Origin of the sequence: Nocardia cyriacigeorgica (genome assembly GCF_010858045.1) — a bacterium.
Classification (GTDB): Bacteria; Actinomycetota; Actinomycetes; order Mycobacteriales; family Mycobacteriaceae; genus Nocardia; species Nocardia cyriacigeorgica_E.
Map to the genome: position 1 here is coordinate 59,945 of NZ_JAAGVC010000014.1, position 16,718 is coordinate 76,662.

Consider the following 16,718-nt stretch of genomic DNA (forward strand, 5'->3'; position numbering starts at 1 on the left):
CTCAGTCGTCGACCTCCCACTCCGCAGGCAGGGTTCGGTGCGTACGTAATGGCGACCGGAGCAGCAGCACGATAGGGATGGCCATGACTGCGACGCCGGCCCATAAGGCTGTCTGCGCTGACCACACGCCGGCGACGAACCCGCCGAGCATGGTGCCGAGAGGCGTCGCGCCCTGTGTCACGACCGCGGCCGCAGCGGTGACGCGGCTCAGGTATCGATTCGGTGTGACGCGTGCTCGTAGTCCCGCGACCGCCACCGAACGGCCGACCAGGGCCGTTCCGAGAAGCACCTGGCTGACTGTGATCAGGATGATCGCCTGATCAGTCAGCAGTCCGGCCAACGGCAGAAATACCATCGCGACCGGTGCCAGGCCCGAGAAGACCATCGTCATCCGGATCTCGCCGAACCGTCGTCGCAGCCACGGGCATACCAGCGAGGCGCCGAGCCCGGCGATCGCGCCGACCGTGGACAACGCACCGAACAACCATGGTGCGATGGCGAGGGTGTCGAGCAGGAAATAGGCCATCACCGCCATGAGGATGCCCGCACCGAGGTTGTTCACCGCTGTCTGCCCGAGCAGCAGCCTGAGCAGGGGCTGGCGGAAGACGATCCGGACGCCGTCGGCGATCTCGGCACGGAAGTTGCGCTGCGCTTGCTCCGGCACAGGCGGTTCGACTGGATGAATGCGGCGGACCAGGATCGCGGAAGCGAGCTGGCACATTGCCGCGACACCATAGAGGACGGGCGCGGCGATGGATTGGGCCGCGGCGCCCGCCGCCGCAGGGGCGATGACGCTGATGGAGGTAGACGACGTCGTAAGTCGCGCCTTGGCGTCGGATACCCGCTTCTTGGGCAGGATCAGCGGTAGCACGCTCAGGTGCGCGATCCCGAAGAACACCCCCGCGACGCTCAGGATCACCGCCACCAGCATGAGCTGAACCACAGTCAGCGCACCGGCGAAATAGGCGAGGGGGATACTCGCGAGCGCGATGACATATGCCAGTTCGGCCGCCGACAGTACGGTGCGTTTGGGCAGCCGATCGACCCATACCCCCGCCGGGAGCCCGAACAGTAGATAGCCGATGTTGGCACACATCGCGATGAAGGCCATCTGCACGGGTGACGCGCCCAGTAGGATCACCGCGCTGATCGGTAGCGCGAAACGCGCGATTTCACCCGATGCGTCGCGAAACCCGTTCGCCAGCCATAGGTTACGGAAATCGGCGACCTTCAATACCTCCGTCCGGTCTTCTTCGGCCACCGTCATCACGCCGACACCTCCTTCGCAACTGCCGATCCCGTGCTGCCCGGCGCGGCGAGATGCAGGCCCGAGCCGCACTGCGTCACTATCCGGGCCTGCGCGATCGAGTAGTTGTGGTCGAGAGTCGATAGTCGGTGACAGCATTCGTCGATCGGCGGATGTCGAACCCGACCTACTCGGCCTGTGCCGTCGACGATATGGTCGGTGTGCGGGTCGATCCAGAACAACGGGATATCGCCGCCGAGCAGTTGCCGGGCTTCTGATGCGATGATCTCGGGGCCTACGGTCGTCCGTGAAAACCGACCCAGCTGCTCGACCAATCGTTCGAAGATCTCGCGTTGGGAAGCGGTGGATGGCGAAAGCGCGACCATCGCCGACAGCCGCGCGTATCCGGGCGTCGAGTAAACGATCGCCCGGGACAGCGATTCTCGGGGACAGGATCGGAGCACGTCCACCAACGCATGCCGGTTCCGGCGAATAGTCGCGTAACCGTGTGACAGGCCCGCGCGGAACTCCTCGAGGTAACCAGACAGGTTCTGGACGTGGCTGCCGATGCGGGTCGGCTTGCTGGCGAGCCTGGTAGTCATGCGAACGGTGAGGCCGCTGTCCGGCTCCGACGCCTGCAGAGACGGGAAGTTTCTCGAGACGCCGGGTGTGTTGGTCGCCATGAAGCCCGCAGATACTTCCGTCCGAGCGCTCGCGGGATCTTGAAGTAGCAAGGTGGTCAGCACGTTCCGCTCGCGGTCGAAGGGACTGGGGGCGAGTACGGTCTCATCATCGATGATGGCGATGGCGTTGCCGGCGGGCGCGATATTGCCATAGTGCAGATCGACGGTCCCCAGGCAGTCGGTCCCGGCCGCGAAAAGCCCTGCCCGGTACCAGAATTCCTCGCCTGGCATGGTGGCAGGGGATGGAACCGGGACCGCGCTCTGGAGGTACCCGTCGAGTACCGAGATATCAGGTGGGATGTGAACGGACGCGGAGAGCTCGGCCGCATCGAAGAACGCGGTGAGCATGTCGCGGCGCGAGTACCGGCCGGGTTTGTAGTACTGAACCACCTCTGCGCTGGAGACTTTCGTGGTCGTTCGACCGCCACGGTGGGGGTCGCCGAGGCCGGGTTGGATGCGGACTGGTTCGGCGCCGCTCGTAGTCAGCGCTTCGTGCAGACGCGCGGCTTCGTCGAGACAGTGCGATATCTGCGGCTCCACCACGCCGCCCCAGATGGTGGGGTCATCGTCGAATACGCGATAAGCGAGTTCGGGCAGCAGCCGATCGGCATTGCCGATGTGGACCGGGGTATGGGTCTCCTCGGACACGACCGCGATCCGCAGAATCAGGTACCGCAGCCATCCGTGCCGCATCCGGGTGAGGTCGAGGTATTCGGGGACGCGGTGCGCCTCATGGAGGTAGTTGTCGAGTGCATCGAGAACCACCAGGTCATAGTCGGAATATCGCATGAGAACCTCCCCGTTTCTCGCCGGCCGACCCGCGAAGCGGAGATCGACCGTGCTCCCGGATTCCGATGGTAGCCGTGGAGGTGCTCATTGCGGACGTTCGCGCGCCTGCCGCGACTATCAGTGATATGGATCACAAACCGGCCGATGGATGATGCTTCCTCGCAAGCTCATTCGGTTGGTCTCGGCGTGTGAACCGCATTGTGAATCTTCTATTTAGAGTCATCGAGCAGCGAGTGCCCAGCTAGGGGGAAGATCGTCTCGGAATGGTTTCCGGAACTCTGATCGCAGCGATCCGCATCCGTCCGGTTGCTGAGTAGAAAGGTCACCGACCGTCGCTCGTCCCCACGGAAAGTGCCACTGGTCGTGGTCTGCAAGTCTTGCTAATGTCCGAAGGGTGATCGCTGATCACTCAGTCGAGAACTGAAGGGAGGGAAATCATGAGCACTTCGCTTACTACCACCATCGGGAAGTACATAACTGTCGAGGAATTCGACAAGATCTTCGAGGATCCGACTGCGGTAGTTCGGACCAACGACGCCGCCACGGCCGAGGCCGACTAGGCGACATTCATTGCGGGCAGGCGTTTCGGTTGCCTGCCCGCAATGCATCGGGGGTCGGGGTCAAGAGAGGGAAAAATAGTGGGGGGAAACGTCACGGTTTACGCGGGTCCGACGCTGACTCCGGATGATGTGGCCGAATTCGACTTGAAGAACGGTACGACGACGGTGTTCCGGCCGCCGATCAAGCATGGGGATCTTTTCGGGTCGACACTGGGGGCCGAGGAGACCATTGTCGTCATCGACGGCCTCTATCACCAGAATCCGGCCCTGCGACACAAGGAATACCTGCATGCGTTGGCTATCGGTGCCCGGCTGATCGGTGCGAGCAGCATCGGTGCGATCAGGGGCGCTGAGCTGTCCCGCTTCGGCATGGAGGTCGTCGGAGTGGTCGGCCGGTGGTACCAGCAGGGCGATATCGATTCGGACGCAGACGTCGCAGTCGCGCACCTCGACGAGGAACACGGGTGGCGGCCCTTGAGCGTTCCGTTGGTGAATGTTCGGTATGCCGCGCAACGCAGCGGCCTGGATATTCCCATTGCCGAGAGAACTGTTGCGATCGCCCGCGAGATCTTCTACGCCGAACGTTCCGAGGCAGCACTGGCCAACGCGATCGAAGGCGAGCTCGGTGCGGATGTAGCAGCAGCTGTCCTGCCGGAGCGGAAGCTTCGGACGGAACATGATGTCAAGAAGCTCGATGCGCTCGCCGCGCTACGACGGGCACATTTCGCTGGAGCGGCATCGGAGGACGATGGGGCGCAGCTGATGGCGGCGGCGGATTGGCGGACCCCGTACTTCTATCAGTGGCAGAACAATGCGATCGAGTCGGGCCGGCTGATAGCCAGGGTCGAATATCAGCAGCTTTACCGCACAGAATTCCCTGCGATATGGCTGAAGTACCTGGATTACGTATCCGAAAACCCCTACGATTCCTCACCGGGACGTAGTATCGGCGAGCGGTTCGGATCAATGACCTCGACCGCATCGCTGGACCGGATACCTCAGGTCTTCCTGCCTCGATACAGACTTGCCGATGAGCGGACGGTATCGATCCTGCTATCGGCGGAAACGGCAGCGGATGTATCCCGTGTCTGCCAGGCGCATGTTGCGGAATCGGAACGTAGAATTCCAGGATCCAGACAGCTCAAGGCCGACGTCGCCGACGGCCTGCTGCGTGAGCTGTGGCCATCCCGGTACCCGCTCGAAGAGGAGTGTCGTCGCCGCGGGTTCGCTGGTGTCGGGCCCGCACGGCGCGCATTGCGCCGCTTCATCTTCAGTCATCACGACATAGTCCGGGGGATCTCTGATGGGCACTCTGATCGACGACCGTGAACTAGCGCCGAAGATTCGGCTTGACGGCACCGCGCGAGCACGCACCGCGGACCACACCTGGCTCCGGATAGAACCGCACCTCGAGACTGCGGGCATCACCAGGGTCGCCGACGTCACCGATCTCGACTACGTACGGATTCCTGTGGCGATGGCGGTCCGGCCGCTGTCGGAATCGCTGTCGGTTTCGCAGGGCAAAGGCGCCAGCAGACAGCTGGCGAAGATATCGGCCGCGATGGAATCCCTCGAAACCTGGCATGCGGAGAATATCGGCCTTCCCACGGTGCGCGCGGAGCATTCCAGCGACGATCTGGGCTACGACCTGACAGCGCATTTCGGGAGCCATCTCTGCCGTCCGCTGCTGATGGACGAGGTGCTCGAGTACTACGCGGCAACGACCATGATCTCCGGCGAGCCGATCGCTGTTCCGCGTGGTCTGGTGGACATCAGCTTCGCGCGGTGCGACTTCCGGATGAATCCCTTTCGAGAGACGAGTTCGGGACTCGCATCGGGTAACGAGCCGGATGAAGCCGCACTGCACGGGCTCTACGAGATCTTCGAACGTGACAGCACAGCCCGGCTCGGCGCTCCCGGGGATCGGATCCCGATCGACCCGCGATCGGTGCGGGACACCCACTGCGCCTTCCTGATCGAGCGCATGATGGAAGCCGGGTGGGACCTCACTCTCGATGCGGTACCTTCTCGCTTCGGTGTACCGACATTCATCGCGAGCGTCTTCTCGCACGAGTATCCGCTCGAATGCGCCGGGGCAGGGACGCACGGAGACAGCGCAATCGCGATGAGCCGCGCCCTCACCGAGGCCGCGCAGACGCGGCTTACCGGAATATCGGGTACCCGCGACGATCTGCCGGTGGTGCCGGTATGGGAGCTTTTGGCCGTCGGCCCGCGTCAGATGAACGTCGTCGAGACGCGGTCGGTGCAGGAAGCCGAGGCGGAATGCGGGTTCCGTTCCATCGATGGCGCCACCATCACCGACGATCTCCAGGAAGCGGCACGGCGCGCACTGTTGGTTACCGGGTTCGAGCCGGTCGTTCTGGATCTGACCGCTGCGGGGATGCGGTCGGACCTGGCGGTGGTCAAGGTTCTGTTGCCCGGTGCGGTGGCCGACCGCCGTGGCGGCATACCGGGTCCATCCGAGATGCAGGCACAGCGAGCCGGTTGAATGGCGATGATCAGCGCGGTGCAGGCCGCTTTCATCGTGTCTTTGCCGGTCAATACCTTCGCGATCACAAAGTGCCTGATGCTCGGCCGTCGGGCCTTGAGCTGGAACTTCTCGCCAGTCTTCGGGGTAGCGCTGCCGCATCGACTGGTGCTGATCGGAAACGTCGCTGCTCCGCCGTGCCTCAGCATGGCTCTGCTGGCGCTGCAGGAGCGTGACCTCCTCCGCAACGTCGTCGTCATCGGGTTGTTCGGGTTCTGGTTGCTCTGCAAGAACCTCCGGGTGTCGAACCACTCGTTCCTGGCGGTCGTCACGATTGTCGTGCTGTCGCTGAGCGGCGGTGATCGGGGAGGAGCCGCGACCGCGACGGCGGCGATACTTGCGGCGATGTACGCGGCGGCCGGGATCGCCAAGCTCAACCGCGGCTACCTCCGGGGTGATCGCAGCCTCGGCCGACGCGTTGTCGAGCTGAACCTGAACAACAATTCAGCCTTGCTCGCCCGTACGCCGGATAACCTGCGGCGGTTGCTGAGCTTCGGCGCCATGGTGGTCGTGCCCGGCGCAGAAATACTTCTCGCCCTGGCGATGATCGGTGGCGCGCCGTTGCTGTGGTGTCTGCTCGTCGGCCTGTTGCTGCACTTCGCCTTCGGGATCAGCGGCAACTTCGAATTCTCCATGGTGGCGGCCGCAGTGTGGTTGGCGTTGGTGGTGCTGTCGCAGCCGGTGTCGATGGGACAGATAGTCGAACGCATCGTGTCATCAGGCCCTGGATTCGCCGCATACCTGGTGACGCTGCTGGTAGCGACCAGTGCTTGGCAGTGCACCTGGCAGTACCTCGACCGGCGCGCCGGCCTGGTGAACGAACTGTTCGCGGCGTCGTGCTTCGGCACGCTGGCCTGGATCGCGCTGGTTACGGTTGACGCTGCCGTGACGGTGACTGTGGGGGTCGTTCCCTTGCTGCTGATGCTCGGCGCGACGATAGGCGCGGTGGGAATCGGCGCCCGTCTGGAATTTTCCTTCGCGATGCTGTCCAATTTGCGCCCGTACGGGACCGAGTGGATCTATTTCTTGCCGCGCCCGCAGGGCAAACCTTCGTATTACTTTCTGAAGCTTCCCCAGCGGATCCCGGTGTCAGTACTGGGCGAAGTGCCACCCACATTTCTCAAGGCGGCGACTTCCGGCGAGATGGCCGTGCACCAGGCGACTGCTATCCGGCTGGCCCGCGTGTTCCGCGACCATGGAGCAACTCTGGTCGCCTGCCGAGCGCTCGCGGATGTGAACCGCGGCAGGATGGTGCCCGCGGCGCCGGACGATCCCGCAGCCTGGAGCGATCTGTCCGCCGATCGACAGCGTTGCCTGCTGTTTCCTCCGTTGATCCCGGCTGATCTTTCCGACCCTGTCGTCGGCTGATCCGATGTGTCGGTAGGTCAGTTCGATCGAATCCTGCGCCACCATCGCGCCGTCGCGATCTCGAATTCCTCCCAGAAGATTTCGTTGGATTCTTCGCCGTGCCCGAGGCCGTTGCGTAACACCGCCCAATCCAGCCGGCCCGATCGACCCGCCGAGGTGACGATCGGACGAAGATGCTCGACGATATGGGAGGTATCACGGTCGTTGGCGCGGACCGCGGCACAGAAATTGTCGTTGCGGAACTCTTCTTCGAACAGCGCGCAGACCCGGTGGGGCAGCCGCCGCGGACCGGCTGCGGTTGGTTCGCAATACGGGTCGACGGCCAGCCCGAGAGGGAGCGATGAGCGATAGTTCTCCCACCAGGAGAGGTCTGGCGGGTAATTCTGGGGCGCATAGGCGAAGGCCATTGACGGCATCGACGGCGATGCTGCTCGCCACGCGAAACGAATGGCGGCGTAGCCGCCGGCCGACCAACCGTTCCAGACAATGCCCTCGAGATCGTTCCGCCGAGCGATGTCGATCGTCAGAGCGATCAGCTCGTGAGCAACAGGCTCGGCCTGGAGGAACCAGCCAATGCGGGATTCCGGGTGCATTCGTAACACCGGGTCGGAGACGAAGATGGTGATCGCGCCCAGCTGTGCCGACGATGTGAAGCGGCCAAAGATCGGCGGCTGGTACTTGGGCCGCGTCACCATCCCGTGAAAGTTGACCAGAAGATAGGGCTTGCGGCGCAGCGCAGGGTAGGCGACGGCGAAGTCGAGGACGCGATGTAGTTCGCTGCCCTGCGGCCCGTCAGTGAGGGTTCCGCGCTCGACCCGCGCATATCGGGCTCGGGCGCCCGGGCCCGATGGCAGGATGTAGCCGTCGTGTTCGGTCATGATTCCCCCCATGAAACCAACCGCTCCGGTGAGCAATCCGGGCATCCTCAGCATATCTGTCGACTGGCGCGGACGGCTCGGCCAGAGCCGCTGATTCGTGCCCGGGGGGGGCGACGCCCTTGTCGATATCTAGAACGCGTTCTAAATTCGATGGGGTGACGCAGGAGTCGGCCGAAGTTCTCGGGCTGTGGAATATCGCCGCGGCCCAGCCGGAGCGCATTGCGCTGATCGCACCGACCGGCCGCGAGGTGAGCTACCGGGAACTGGCCGCTCTCGCCGACCGGTATGCCGGTGGGCTGCGGGCGCTCGGGCTGCGCGCCGGCGACGCCGTGGTGAGCCTGCTGCCGAATGGCGTGGAGGCGGTCGCGTTCTCGTTTGCGGCCCATCGGAGCGGGCTGTACCTGGTGACGGTGGACTGGCATCTGGCGGTGCCGGACATCGCCCACGTGCTCATCGACAGCGAGGCCAAGGCGTTCGTTGCCGGCAGGCGGTTCGCCGAGTCGGCTCGGCTGGCTGCCGACGCCGCGGATCTGCCTGCCGCCGCGCGGTTTTCGGTGGGCGCGATCGAGGGCTTCAAATCGGTGGCCTGGCTCGGTGCGGCGGGGATCCGGCGGCCGGGGGAGCGCACCGATCCCGATGTGGTCGCACCGCACACCACCGGCTCGTTCGGGCCGGCGCCGCACGGCATCCATGTGCATCTGGCCGGGCTGCCGCTGTACCGGTTCGAGGCGCTCGATTCCCTTACCGCTGCGGTGCAATCGGGGCACCGGGTAGTCCTGATGGACGGTTGGGACGCGGCCGAGGCGCTGCGGTTGATCGAACGACATCGCGTGACCCACAGCCGTTTGTCACCGGCCCTGTTCGACCGGCTCCTCGCACTGCCGGAGGCGATCCGATCCCGCTACGACCTGTCGTCGCTACGGCGGATCGTGCACGGACCGGAGCCGTGCTCACCAGACCTCGAACAGCGGATGACCGACTGGTGGGGCCCGGTGTTCACCGATTACCGGAGCCCGACCGAGGGCGGCCCGATCGACGGCGCCGTCAGCGTCGACGACGCGGCCGGCCGTGACCGCCACTCGGATCTGATTCCCGGCTGAGCGGGACTCAGACGGCTTCGCGCAGCTCCGGCTCCAGGCCGAACAGCGGGAACAACTTCTCGGTGTCGAGGAAGAAGTTGAGCCCGGAGATCTCCCCGTCGGTGAGTTCGAGGACGGTGATCGACCACGGCACCCACACGCCCGGCTCGCCACTCGGCTTGTAGTGGCCGAAGGCGGGCAGGCCGTTGGCGCCCTCGAGCCGCACCAGGCGCGAATCGCGGCAGGCCGCTCCGTGGCCGAGCATGAACTCCGCGACATTCGCCGGGCCGGACACCCAGAACTCGAGCGGCGGCATGGACAGCGCCACATCGGTTTTCAGCAGGGTGGTGAGGGTGTCCATATCGTAGGACTCGAAGGCCTTGACGAAATCGTCGACGAGCCTGCGCTGCTCCTCATCGGTCTCGTCGTAGGTGTCGGTGACCGCGGGCTGGACCTTGGACATGGTGGCGCGGGCGCGTTGCAGCGCGCTGTTGACCGAGGCCGGCGACATGGTGAGCGCCTCGGCCGTCTCGCTGGCGGAAAAGCGCAGCACCTCGCGCATGATCAGGATGGCGCGCTGGGTGGCGGGCAGGTGCTGACAGGCGGCGACGAAGGCCAGCCGCAGCGTGTCCTTTGCGGTGGCGTGTTCGGCCGGATCGGCGCCGAAGGCGAGCGCGTTGGGGATCGGCTCGACCCAGACGTAATCCGGCTGCGGCGCCGACAGCGGCGACTCCGGGCTCGACGGCCCGGACAGATCCATCGGCCGGGCCCGGCGCTGCGGACCGTCGAGCATGTCCAGGCAGACGTTGGTGGCGATCCGGTACAGCCACGACCGCAAGCTGGCCCGGCCCTCGAAGCTGTCGTAGGCCTTCCAGGCGCGGGTGAAGGTTTCTTGGACCGCGTCTTCGGCCTCGAACGAGGAACCGAGCATGCGGTAGGCGTAGGCGCACAACTCGCGGCGGTGTACCTCGAAGGAATCCATGACTTCCGCCGTGGCGGTGCCCGTCATCTCGCTCATGGATGCCACTGTGGCACAAGCCACCGACAACAAACAGGCATCGCGATGATCGTTTGCCGATGGAAAGACCACGTCAGCCACAGAAATCGCACCAGTACCCCCAGTAACGGGTAACGGCGCCCGGGTTGTTTTCGGCGGCTGCGATGAGTTTCCGGAACCGGCCACGTCTCTATGGGTGAAGCGAGAAGCACACACCGACCGAGAGGCCGAAAAGACAATGAGCAGCAAGATGATCTTCATCAACCTCCCCGTGACCGACCTCGAGCGGTCCAAGGGCTTCTACGAGGCGCTCGGCTGGAAGGTCAACCAGGACTTCACCGATCAGAACGCCGCCTGCATCGTGATCGACGACAACATCTGCCTGATGCTGCTGACCAGGGAATACTTCGCCACCTTCACCAAGCGGCCGATCGCGGACACCAACGCGACCGCAGCCGCGGGCTACGCGCTCTCGCTCGGCAGCGCGCAGGAAGTGGACCAGCTGACCGACGCGGCCGTGGCCGCCGGCGGGCGGGAAGAAGTCAACGAGGACAAGCGCGCCCAAGAAGCCGAGGTCGGCATGCACGGGCGCACCTTCCTCGACCCCGACGGCCACCAGTGGGAGCCGTTCTGGATGGACTACCCCGGCGCCAACTGAGCGCGGACGCCCACAGCGCAGACAGCACAACGTCCCCGGCGCGTCGAGCCCGCCGGGGACGTTGTGACGTTCGCGCCGCTTGCTACTTGCCGGTGAAAGTGGGCTTGCGCTTCTCGGCGAAGGCCTTCGGCCCCTCCTTGGCGTCGGCCGACTTGAAGACCGCCATGCCGAGTTCGGCGTCGATCTTGAACGCGTCGTTCTCCGGCATGGCCTCGGTGTCGCGGATGGTCTTCAGGATGGCCTGCACCGCGAGCGGGCCGTTGGCCGCGATCAGTCCGGCCAGCTCCAGTGCCTTGTCGAGCGCTGTCCCGTCCGGCACCACGTGCCCGATGAGGCCGATCTCCTTGGCCTCGGCCGCGGTGACGTGGCGTCCGGTGAGCAGGATGTCGGCGGCGACGGTGTAGGGAATCTGGCGCACCAGCCGCACGGCCGAGCCGCCCAGTGGGAACAGGCCCCAACGTGCCTCGGACACACCGAATTTCGCGCTCTCGCCGGCCACCCGGATATCGGTGCCCTGCAGGATCTCGGTACCGCCTGCGATGGCAGGGCCCTCGACCGCGGCGATCAGCGGCTTGGTGAGCCTGCGGCCCTTGAGCAGCGCTTCGATCTTCGACAGGTCCCAGCCGCCGCCGGAGAAGGAGTCGCCGGGATGCTGCGAGGTCATCGCTTTCAGATCCGCGCCGGCGCAGAAGGCGCCGCCCGCGCCGGTGAGGATCGCGACCCGGATATCGGGATCGTTGTCGACCTGGTCCCAGGCGTCGCGCATGATCGCCATCATCTCGCCCGACAGGGCGTTCTTCGCTTCCGGCCGGTTCATGGTGACGATGAGAACGTGGTCGCGCTTCTCGACGAGGCAGTGCGGCATCGCGGAAATCTCCTGGCTCGAGGACGTGGTGTGAAAAGGCACCCTTGTCAGGAACAGTAACACGTTCTATTTTTAGGTCTGTGAGCTACAACATAGCGGACCTCATCGAGCACACCATCGACCTCATGCCCGATCGCGTCGCACTGGTCGACGACGTTCGCGAGGTCACCTATGCGCAGTTGGAGGAGCGGACCAACAAGCTAGCCCATTACCTGCGAGAACAGGGTGTCCAGCCGGGTGACAAGGTGGGCATCTACTCGCGCAACACGATCGAGGCCGTCGAGTCGATGGTCGCGGTGTTCAAGGCGCGCGCGGTGATGGTCAACGTGAACTTCCGTTACGTCGAGAACGAGTTGCAATATATCTTCGATGATTCGGACATGGTCGCGTTGATCCACGAGCGCCGCTACACCGACAAGGTGACCGCCGTGCGGCCGAACGTGCCGAAGTTGAAGACCGTGATCGTGGTCGACGACGATACCGTCGACCAGGTGCCCCTCGCGGCGGATTCGGTCGAATACGAGGCCGCACTCGCCGCCTCCTCGGGCGAGCGCGATTTCGGCGAACGTTCCCCCGACGACATCTTCATGCTCTACACCGGCGGCACCACCGGCATGCCGAAGGGCGTGATGTGGCGCCAGGAAGACTGGTGGCGGGTGCTCGGTGGCGGCACCAACTTCGGTACCGGCGAGAAGATCGAAGACGAATGGACGCAGGCCAAGGCCGGCGCCGCCGGTGCGGCGATGGTGCGCTATCCGATCCCGCCGATGATCCACGGCGGCTCGCAGGCCGCCACCTTCCACGGGCTGTTCGACGGCGGTAAGACCGTCATGCTGCCGGAGTTCAGTGGCCACAGCGTGTGGCAGGCGATTGATCGGCACGGCGTGAACATGATCTTCATCACCGGCGACGCGATGGCCCGCCCGATGCTGGACGCGCTGCGCGAGGGTAACCCGGAAACCGGTGAGCCGTACAAGCATTCGAATCTGTGGGCGATGGCCAGCAGTGCCGCGCTGTTCTCCCCGACGCTCAAGGATCAGTACCTGGAGCTGCTGCCGACCACCGTCATCACCGATTCGATCGGCTCCTCGGAGACCGGGTTCGGCGGCTTGGCCATCGCGGCCAAGGGCGCCACCCACACCGGCGGCCCCCGGGTGAAGATCGACGCCTCCACCGAGGTGCTCGACGAGGACGGCAATCCGGTCGAGCCCGGTTCGGGCAAGGTCGGCATGCTCGCCCGCAAGGGTCACATCCCGCTCGGCTACTACAACGACCCGGTCAAGACGGCCGCGACGTTCAAGGAGTTCAACGGTGTTCGCTACTCGATCCCGGGTGATTACGCCCGCGTCGAGGAGGACGGCACCGTCACCATGCTCGGCCGCGGTTCGGTGAGCATCAACAGCGGCGGCGAGAAGATCTACCCGGAGGAGGTCGAGGGCGCCCTCAAGACCCATCCGGAGATCTTCGACGCTCTCGTCGTCGGTGTGCCGGACGAGCGCTGGGGGCAGCGGGTCGCCGCCGTCGTCCAGTGTCGCGGCGACAAGCGCCCCAGCCTCGATGAACTGCGCCCGATCCTCACCAAGGAAGTCTCGTCCTACAAGCTGCCGCGCAGCCTCTGGTTCGTCGACGAGATCAAGCGTTCTCCCGCCGGTAAGCCGGATTACCGCTGGGCCAAGGCGCAAACCGAAGCCCGCCCGGCCGATGAGCACGCCGAGGTGAGCAGTAAGTAGGCGTCGGTCACAGCTGACGGTGGGGTGCGCCGCACAATCGGTAGCGCACCCCACCGCCGGGTATCGTCGACGGTCATGGAGGAAAACGAAGTCGGGCGGCGAGCAGCTATCGATGAGCGGGCAAAGATGTTCGACGAAGCTGCAACGTATGTCCTCAGCGTCAGCCGAGAACTGAACGATCGCCTTGCGTGACGTACCCCTCAGGTGACGGGAATGATCAGTTCTACGGTCGGAAAATAGCCACGATATCGACGCGCATCGCGGGTCAGCAGGCGGTATCCGGCTATGGCTGCGTGCGCGCCGATGTAGAAGTCTGGTAGCGGCGAACGCTTCTCGCCGCCGTTACGCCGATAGCGCAGATGGGCTTTACCTGCCAAGAATCCGGCGCGGAACGGCAGGCCTTCACGAAGGAATTCATCGGCGGACAGCAGATCGTCGACCTCTTCGACGGTCGCGTAGCCAACCGACACTTCAGCGTAGATGATCGGATTGATGACGACCCGACCGGTATCGAAGGCGTCGGTAATTCGTTCCTCGGACCATTGTGCCCAATCGGGGTCGTTGTTCATGACGTCGAGCAGCACGCACGAGTCGATCAGCGTGGCAGGTCCCCCGATCGGGGTGAGGCTACTCGCCACGGAGCAAGCCCATGATCTCGTCCGTGCTCAAGGATTCGATGTCCTTGTTGCTGGTCGTCCCGCGAAGTCTGCGCGCTATCCGCTGCCCACGGGTCGGAGCCTTGTCGGCTCGTACGATCTGGAGCGTGCCCGCGACCTCGACAATCTCGATGTCATCGCCCTCGTGCAGGTTGTGCTTGGCCCGCAGATGCGCAGGGATCGTGACTTGCCCCTTGCTGTTCAGCAGCATTTCGCCCCTCCGAGGTGTAGTGCAACGTAATACGTATATTACGTAATACTACGCGCTGCGGGTTCGACCCGCCGAATGTTTCCGGCGGGTCGACAGCGGGCGGCTCAGGCCGAGTCGGCCAGGTGCTCGGCGATGGGGAGCAGGTGGTCCGGGGCGGGGCCGAGGGCGAATTCGTTGTGTTTGGCGGCGGTGAAGTAGTTCTGCACGATGTGGTCGCGGTCGATGCCGACGCCGCCGTGCACGTGGACGACGGTGTGGGCGATGCGGTGGCCGGCTTCGGCGGCCCAGAACTTGGCGGTGTGCACGGCCGGGGCTGCGGGTAGGTCTTCCGACAGCTGCCAGGCGGCCTGGGTGACGGTCAGGCGCAGGCCACCGAGGTCGATGTAGGCGTCGGCCAGGCGCTGGGCGACGGCCTGGAAGCTGCCGATGGCCTTGCCGAACTGTTCGCGCTCGCGGGCGTACTCGGCCACGAGTTCCAGGGCGCGTTCGAGGGTGCCGAGTTGCTGGGCGCTGAGCCCGAGCCAGGCGCGCAGCAGCAGCCAGTCCAGGATCTCGGCGCCGGCGTCCACGGTGCCGAGCAGCTGGGCCGGGGAGTCGGTGAACTCCGCCAGGAACTCCGCGCTGCGGTCGACCACTTGCTGGGCGGTCACCCGCACCGAGGAGTGCGACGGATCGACCAGGAACACGGCGGTCTGCCCGGACACGGTGGCGGGCACCAGGATCCGGTGCGCCCGGTCGGCGACCGGGACGGTGGTCTTGGTGCCGGTGATCCGCCAGCCGTCGGCGGTGTCGGTGGCGGTGGTATCCGGGGTCGCGGTGTCCCAGTTGTGTTCCTCGGTCAGCGCGGCGGTGAGGATCAACTCGCCAGCACCGGCCCGCCGGGCGAGCTCACGCTGTTCGTCATCGCCGTACCGGGCGAGTGCACCCGCGCCGAGCACGATCGACGATAGATACGGGACAGCCGCCACGTACCGGCCGAGTTCGCGCAGGATCGAGGTCTGTTCGAGTACGCCGAAGTCATTGCCGCCGACGGCCTCCGGCACGGCGGCGGCGAGCACGCCGGTCTCGGCCAGCGATTGCCACAGCGGTTCGTCGAACCGCACCTCGGCGGTGTCGAGTTCGCGCAGCCGGTCATCGGTGACCAGCTTGGCGCATACCTCGCCGGTCAGCCGGGCCAGATCGCCCTGGGCCTCGGTTGGGGTGAAATCCATGGTGAGTTCCTGCTTTCGAAATCCGGTCTCAGCGGGCGGCGGCGGGCTGCTTCAGCGCGGTCATGGCGATGATGTCGCGCTGGACCTCGTTGGTGCCGCCACCGAAGGTCAGGATCAGCGCGGCCCGGTGCATCCGCTCGAGCCGTCCGCGCAGCACCGAGCCGGGGGAGTCCTGGCGCAGGTAGGCCTGCGGTCCGAGCACCTCCATCAGCAGCCGGTAGGCCTCGGTGGCCAGTTCGGTGCCGTACACCTTGCACGCCGAGGCGTCCCACGGCCGCGGCGCCGCGTCACCGCCCGCGTCGGCGCGGCTGGCGATCTCCCAGTTCAGCAGCTTCAGGTATTCGACCTTGGCGTGCACCTTGGCCAGGTTCAACCGCACCCATTCGCGGTCGATCACCCGTGAGCCGTCCGAGGATTTGGTCTCGCGCGCCCACTCGACGGTCTGGCGCAGCGCCAGCGCCAGCGGCGCGGAGGAGGTGAGCGCGACCCGCTCGTGGTTGAGCTGGTTGGTGACCAGCGGCCAGCCGCCGTTCTCCTTGCCCACCAGCGCGGTGACCGGCACGCGCACGTCCTGGTAGTAGGTGGCGCTGGTGTCGGGCCCGGCCATGGTGTGCACCGGCGTCCAGGAGAAGCCCTCGGCGTCGGTGGGCACGATCAGCATGCTGATGCCCTTGTGCTTCTTGGCCGTCGGATCGGTGCGGCAGGCCAGCCAGACGTAATCGGCGTAGGCGATGAGGCTGGTCCACATCTTCTGCCCGTTGATGACGTATTCATCGCCGTCGCGCACCGCGGTGGTGCGCAGCGAGGCCAGGTCGGTGCCTGCGCCCGGCTCGGAGTAACCGATGGAGAAGTGCAGCTCACCGGCTGCGATCTTGGGCAGGAAGAATTTCTTCTGCTCCTCGCTGCCGTAATGCATGATCGTCGGCGCGACGGAGTTGATGGTCAGGAAAGGCACCGGCGCGCCCGCGATGGCGGCCTCGTCGGTGAAGATCAGCTGATCGAGCATCGGCCGGTCCTGGCCGCCGAACTCTTTCGGCCAGCCCAGCGCCAGCCAGCCGTCGCGGCCCATCTCCCGCACGACCTCGCGGTAGACGTTGCCCTGCCCGTATTCACCGGTCTGCGCGCTGAGCGCAGCGCGGCGTTCGGGGGTGATCAGCGTGGCGAAGTAGTCGCGCAGCTCCGCTCGTAGCTGTTGCTGCTGCGGCGTGTAGGCGATGCGCATGGGCGTTACCTCGGGCC

At 65.3% G+C, this 16,718-nt stretch carries 16 protein-coding genes; 7 read left to right on the forward strand and 9 right to left on the reverse strand.

The window, feature by feature from the left end; translation table 11 throughout:
• Position 1 precedes the first annotated feature (1 nt).
• The gene (locus GV790_RS15165) at positions 2-1,267 is read right to left on the reverse strand and encodes an MFS transporter (protein WP_163813997.1); all 1,266 of its coding nucleotides are present in this window, start codon (positions 1,265-1,267) and stop codon (positions 2-4) included.
• Positions 1,267-2,718, reverse strand: a complete 1,452-nt coding sequence (locus GV790_RS15170) for a DUF4135 domain-containing protein (RefSeq protein WP_163813998.1) — start codon at positions 2,716-2,718, stop codon at positions 1,267-1,269. Before GV790_RS15170 ends, GV790_RS15165 begins: the two co-directional genes overlap by 1 nt.
• Positions 2,719-3,155: 437 nt before the next feature.
• Here GV790_RS15170 and GV790_RS31125 point away from each other — a divergent pair, with 437 nt between their 5' ends.
• From GV790_RS31125 to GV790_RS15185, 4 genes are all read left to right on the forward strand, one after another.
• The gene (locus GV790_RS31125; RefSeq protein ID WP_256673307.1) at positions 3,156-3,278 is read left to right on the forward strand and encodes a hypothetical protein; all 123 of its coding nucleotides are present in this window, start codon (positions 3,156-3,158) and stop codon (positions 3,276-3,278) included.
• 129 nt (positions 3,279-3,407) lie between these two features.
• On the forward strand, positions 3,408-4,607 hold the full coding sequence (locus GV790_RS15175; RefSeq protein WP_163813999.1) for a TfuA-like protein: 1,200 nt from the start codon (positions 3,408-3,410) through the stop codon (positions 4,605-4,607).
• Positions 4,582-5,787, forward strand: a complete 1,206-nt coding sequence (locus GV790_RS15180) for a YcaO-like family protein (RefSeq protein ID WP_163814000.1) — start codon at positions 4,582-4,584, stop codon at positions 5,785-5,787. The genes GV790_RS15175 and GV790_RS15180 overlap by 26 nt, the downstream gene beginning before the upstream one ends.
• Positions 5,788-7,194 carry a hypothetical protein gene (locus tag GV790_RS15185; protein ID WP_163814001.1) on the forward strand — a complete coding sequence of 469 codons (1,407 nt, stop codon included), beginning with the start codon at positions 5,788-5,790 and terminating at the stop codon, positions 7,192-7,194. It abuts the gene before it with no gap.
• 17 nt (positions 7,195-7,211) lie between these two features.
• Here GV790_RS15185 and GV790_RS15190 read toward each other — a convergent pair whose 3' ends face one another.
• On the reverse strand, positions 7,212-8,072 hold the full coding sequence (locus GV790_RS15190; protein ID WP_163814002.1) for a hypothetical protein: 861 nt from the start codon (positions 8,070-8,072) through the stop codon (positions 7,212-7,214).
• Positions 8,073-8,227: 155 nt separating this feature from the next.
• Here GV790_RS15190 and GV790_RS15195 point away from each other — a divergent pair, with 155 nt between their 5' ends.
• A complete protein-coding gene (locus GV790_RS15195; protein WP_163814003.1) occupies positions 8,228-9,172 on the forward strand; it encodes an AMP-binding protein in 945 nt (314 codons plus the stop codon).
• Positions 9,173-9,179: 7 nt separating this feature from the next.
• Here the strand turns inward: GV790_RS15195 and GV790_RS15200 are convergent, their stop codons facing one another.
• Positions 9,180-10,169, reverse strand: a complete 990-nt coding sequence (locus GV790_RS15200) for a sigma-70 family RNA polymerase sigma factor (RefSeq protein ID WP_163814004.1) — start codon at positions 10,167-10,169, stop codon at positions 9,180-9,182.
• Between the two features lie 217 nt (positions 10,170-10,386).
• Between GV790_RS15200 and GV790_RS15205 the strand changes: the two genes are divergently transcribed.
• Entirely contained in the window at positions 10,387-10,806 is a 420-nt protein-coding gene (locus GV790_RS15205) for a VOC family protein (RefSeq protein WP_163814005.1), read from the forward strand.
• Positions 10,807-10,888: 82 nt separating this feature from the next.
• Here the strand turns inward: GV790_RS15205 and GV790_RS15210 are convergent, their stop codons facing one another.
• On the reverse strand, positions 10,889-11,671 hold the full coding sequence (locus tag GV790_RS15210) for a crotonase/enoyl-CoA hydratase family protein (protein ID WP_051016139.1): 783 nt from the start codon (positions 11,669-11,671) through the stop codon (positions 10,889-10,891).
• Positions 11,672-11,751: 80 nt separating this feature from the next.
• Here GV790_RS15210 and GV790_RS15215 point away from each other — a divergent pair, with 80 nt between their 5' ends.
• Positions 11,752-13,401 carry an acyl-CoA synthetase gene (locus tag GV790_RS15215; RefSeq protein ID WP_163814006.1) on the forward strand — a complete coding sequence of 550 codons (1,650 nt, stop codon included), beginning with the start codon at positions 11,752-11,754 and terminating at the stop codon, positions 13,399-13,401.
• A 200-nt stretch (positions 13,402-13,601) separates the two neighbouring features.
• On the opposite strand, the gene GV790_RS15220 is transcribed toward GV790_RS15215, so the two are convergent.
• The 4 genes from GV790_RS15220 to GV790_RS15235 form a co-directional block, all read right to left on the reverse strand.
• On the reverse strand, positions 13,602-14,039 hold the full coding sequence (locus tag GV790_RS15220) for a type II toxin-antitoxin system VapC family toxin (RefSeq protein ID WP_280211199.1): 438 nt from the start codon (positions 14,037-14,039) through the stop codon (positions 13,602-13,604).
• Positions 14,029-14,268 (reverse strand): AbrB/MazE/SpoVT family DNA-binding domain-containing protein, encoded by a 240-nt coding sequence (locus tag GV790_RS15225; RefSeq protein WP_163814007.1) that lies wholly within the window; start codon positions 14,266-14,268, stop codon positions 14,029-14,031. The genes GV790_RS15220 and GV790_RS15225 overlap by 11 nt, the downstream gene beginning before the upstream one ends.
• Positions 14,269-14,372: 104 nt before the next feature.
• A complete protein-coding gene (locus GV790_RS15230) occupies positions 14,373-15,479 on the reverse strand; it encodes an acyl-CoA dehydrogenase family protein (protein WP_163814008.1) in 1,107 nt (368 codons plus the stop codon).
• A gap of 28 nt (positions 15,480-15,507) precedes the next feature.
• Entirely contained in the window at positions 15,508-16,701 is a 1,194-nt protein-coding gene (locus GV790_RS15235; protein ID WP_014348835.1) for an acyl-CoA dehydrogenase family protein, read from the reverse strand.
• Positions 16,702-16,718: the final 17 nt, after the last annotated feature.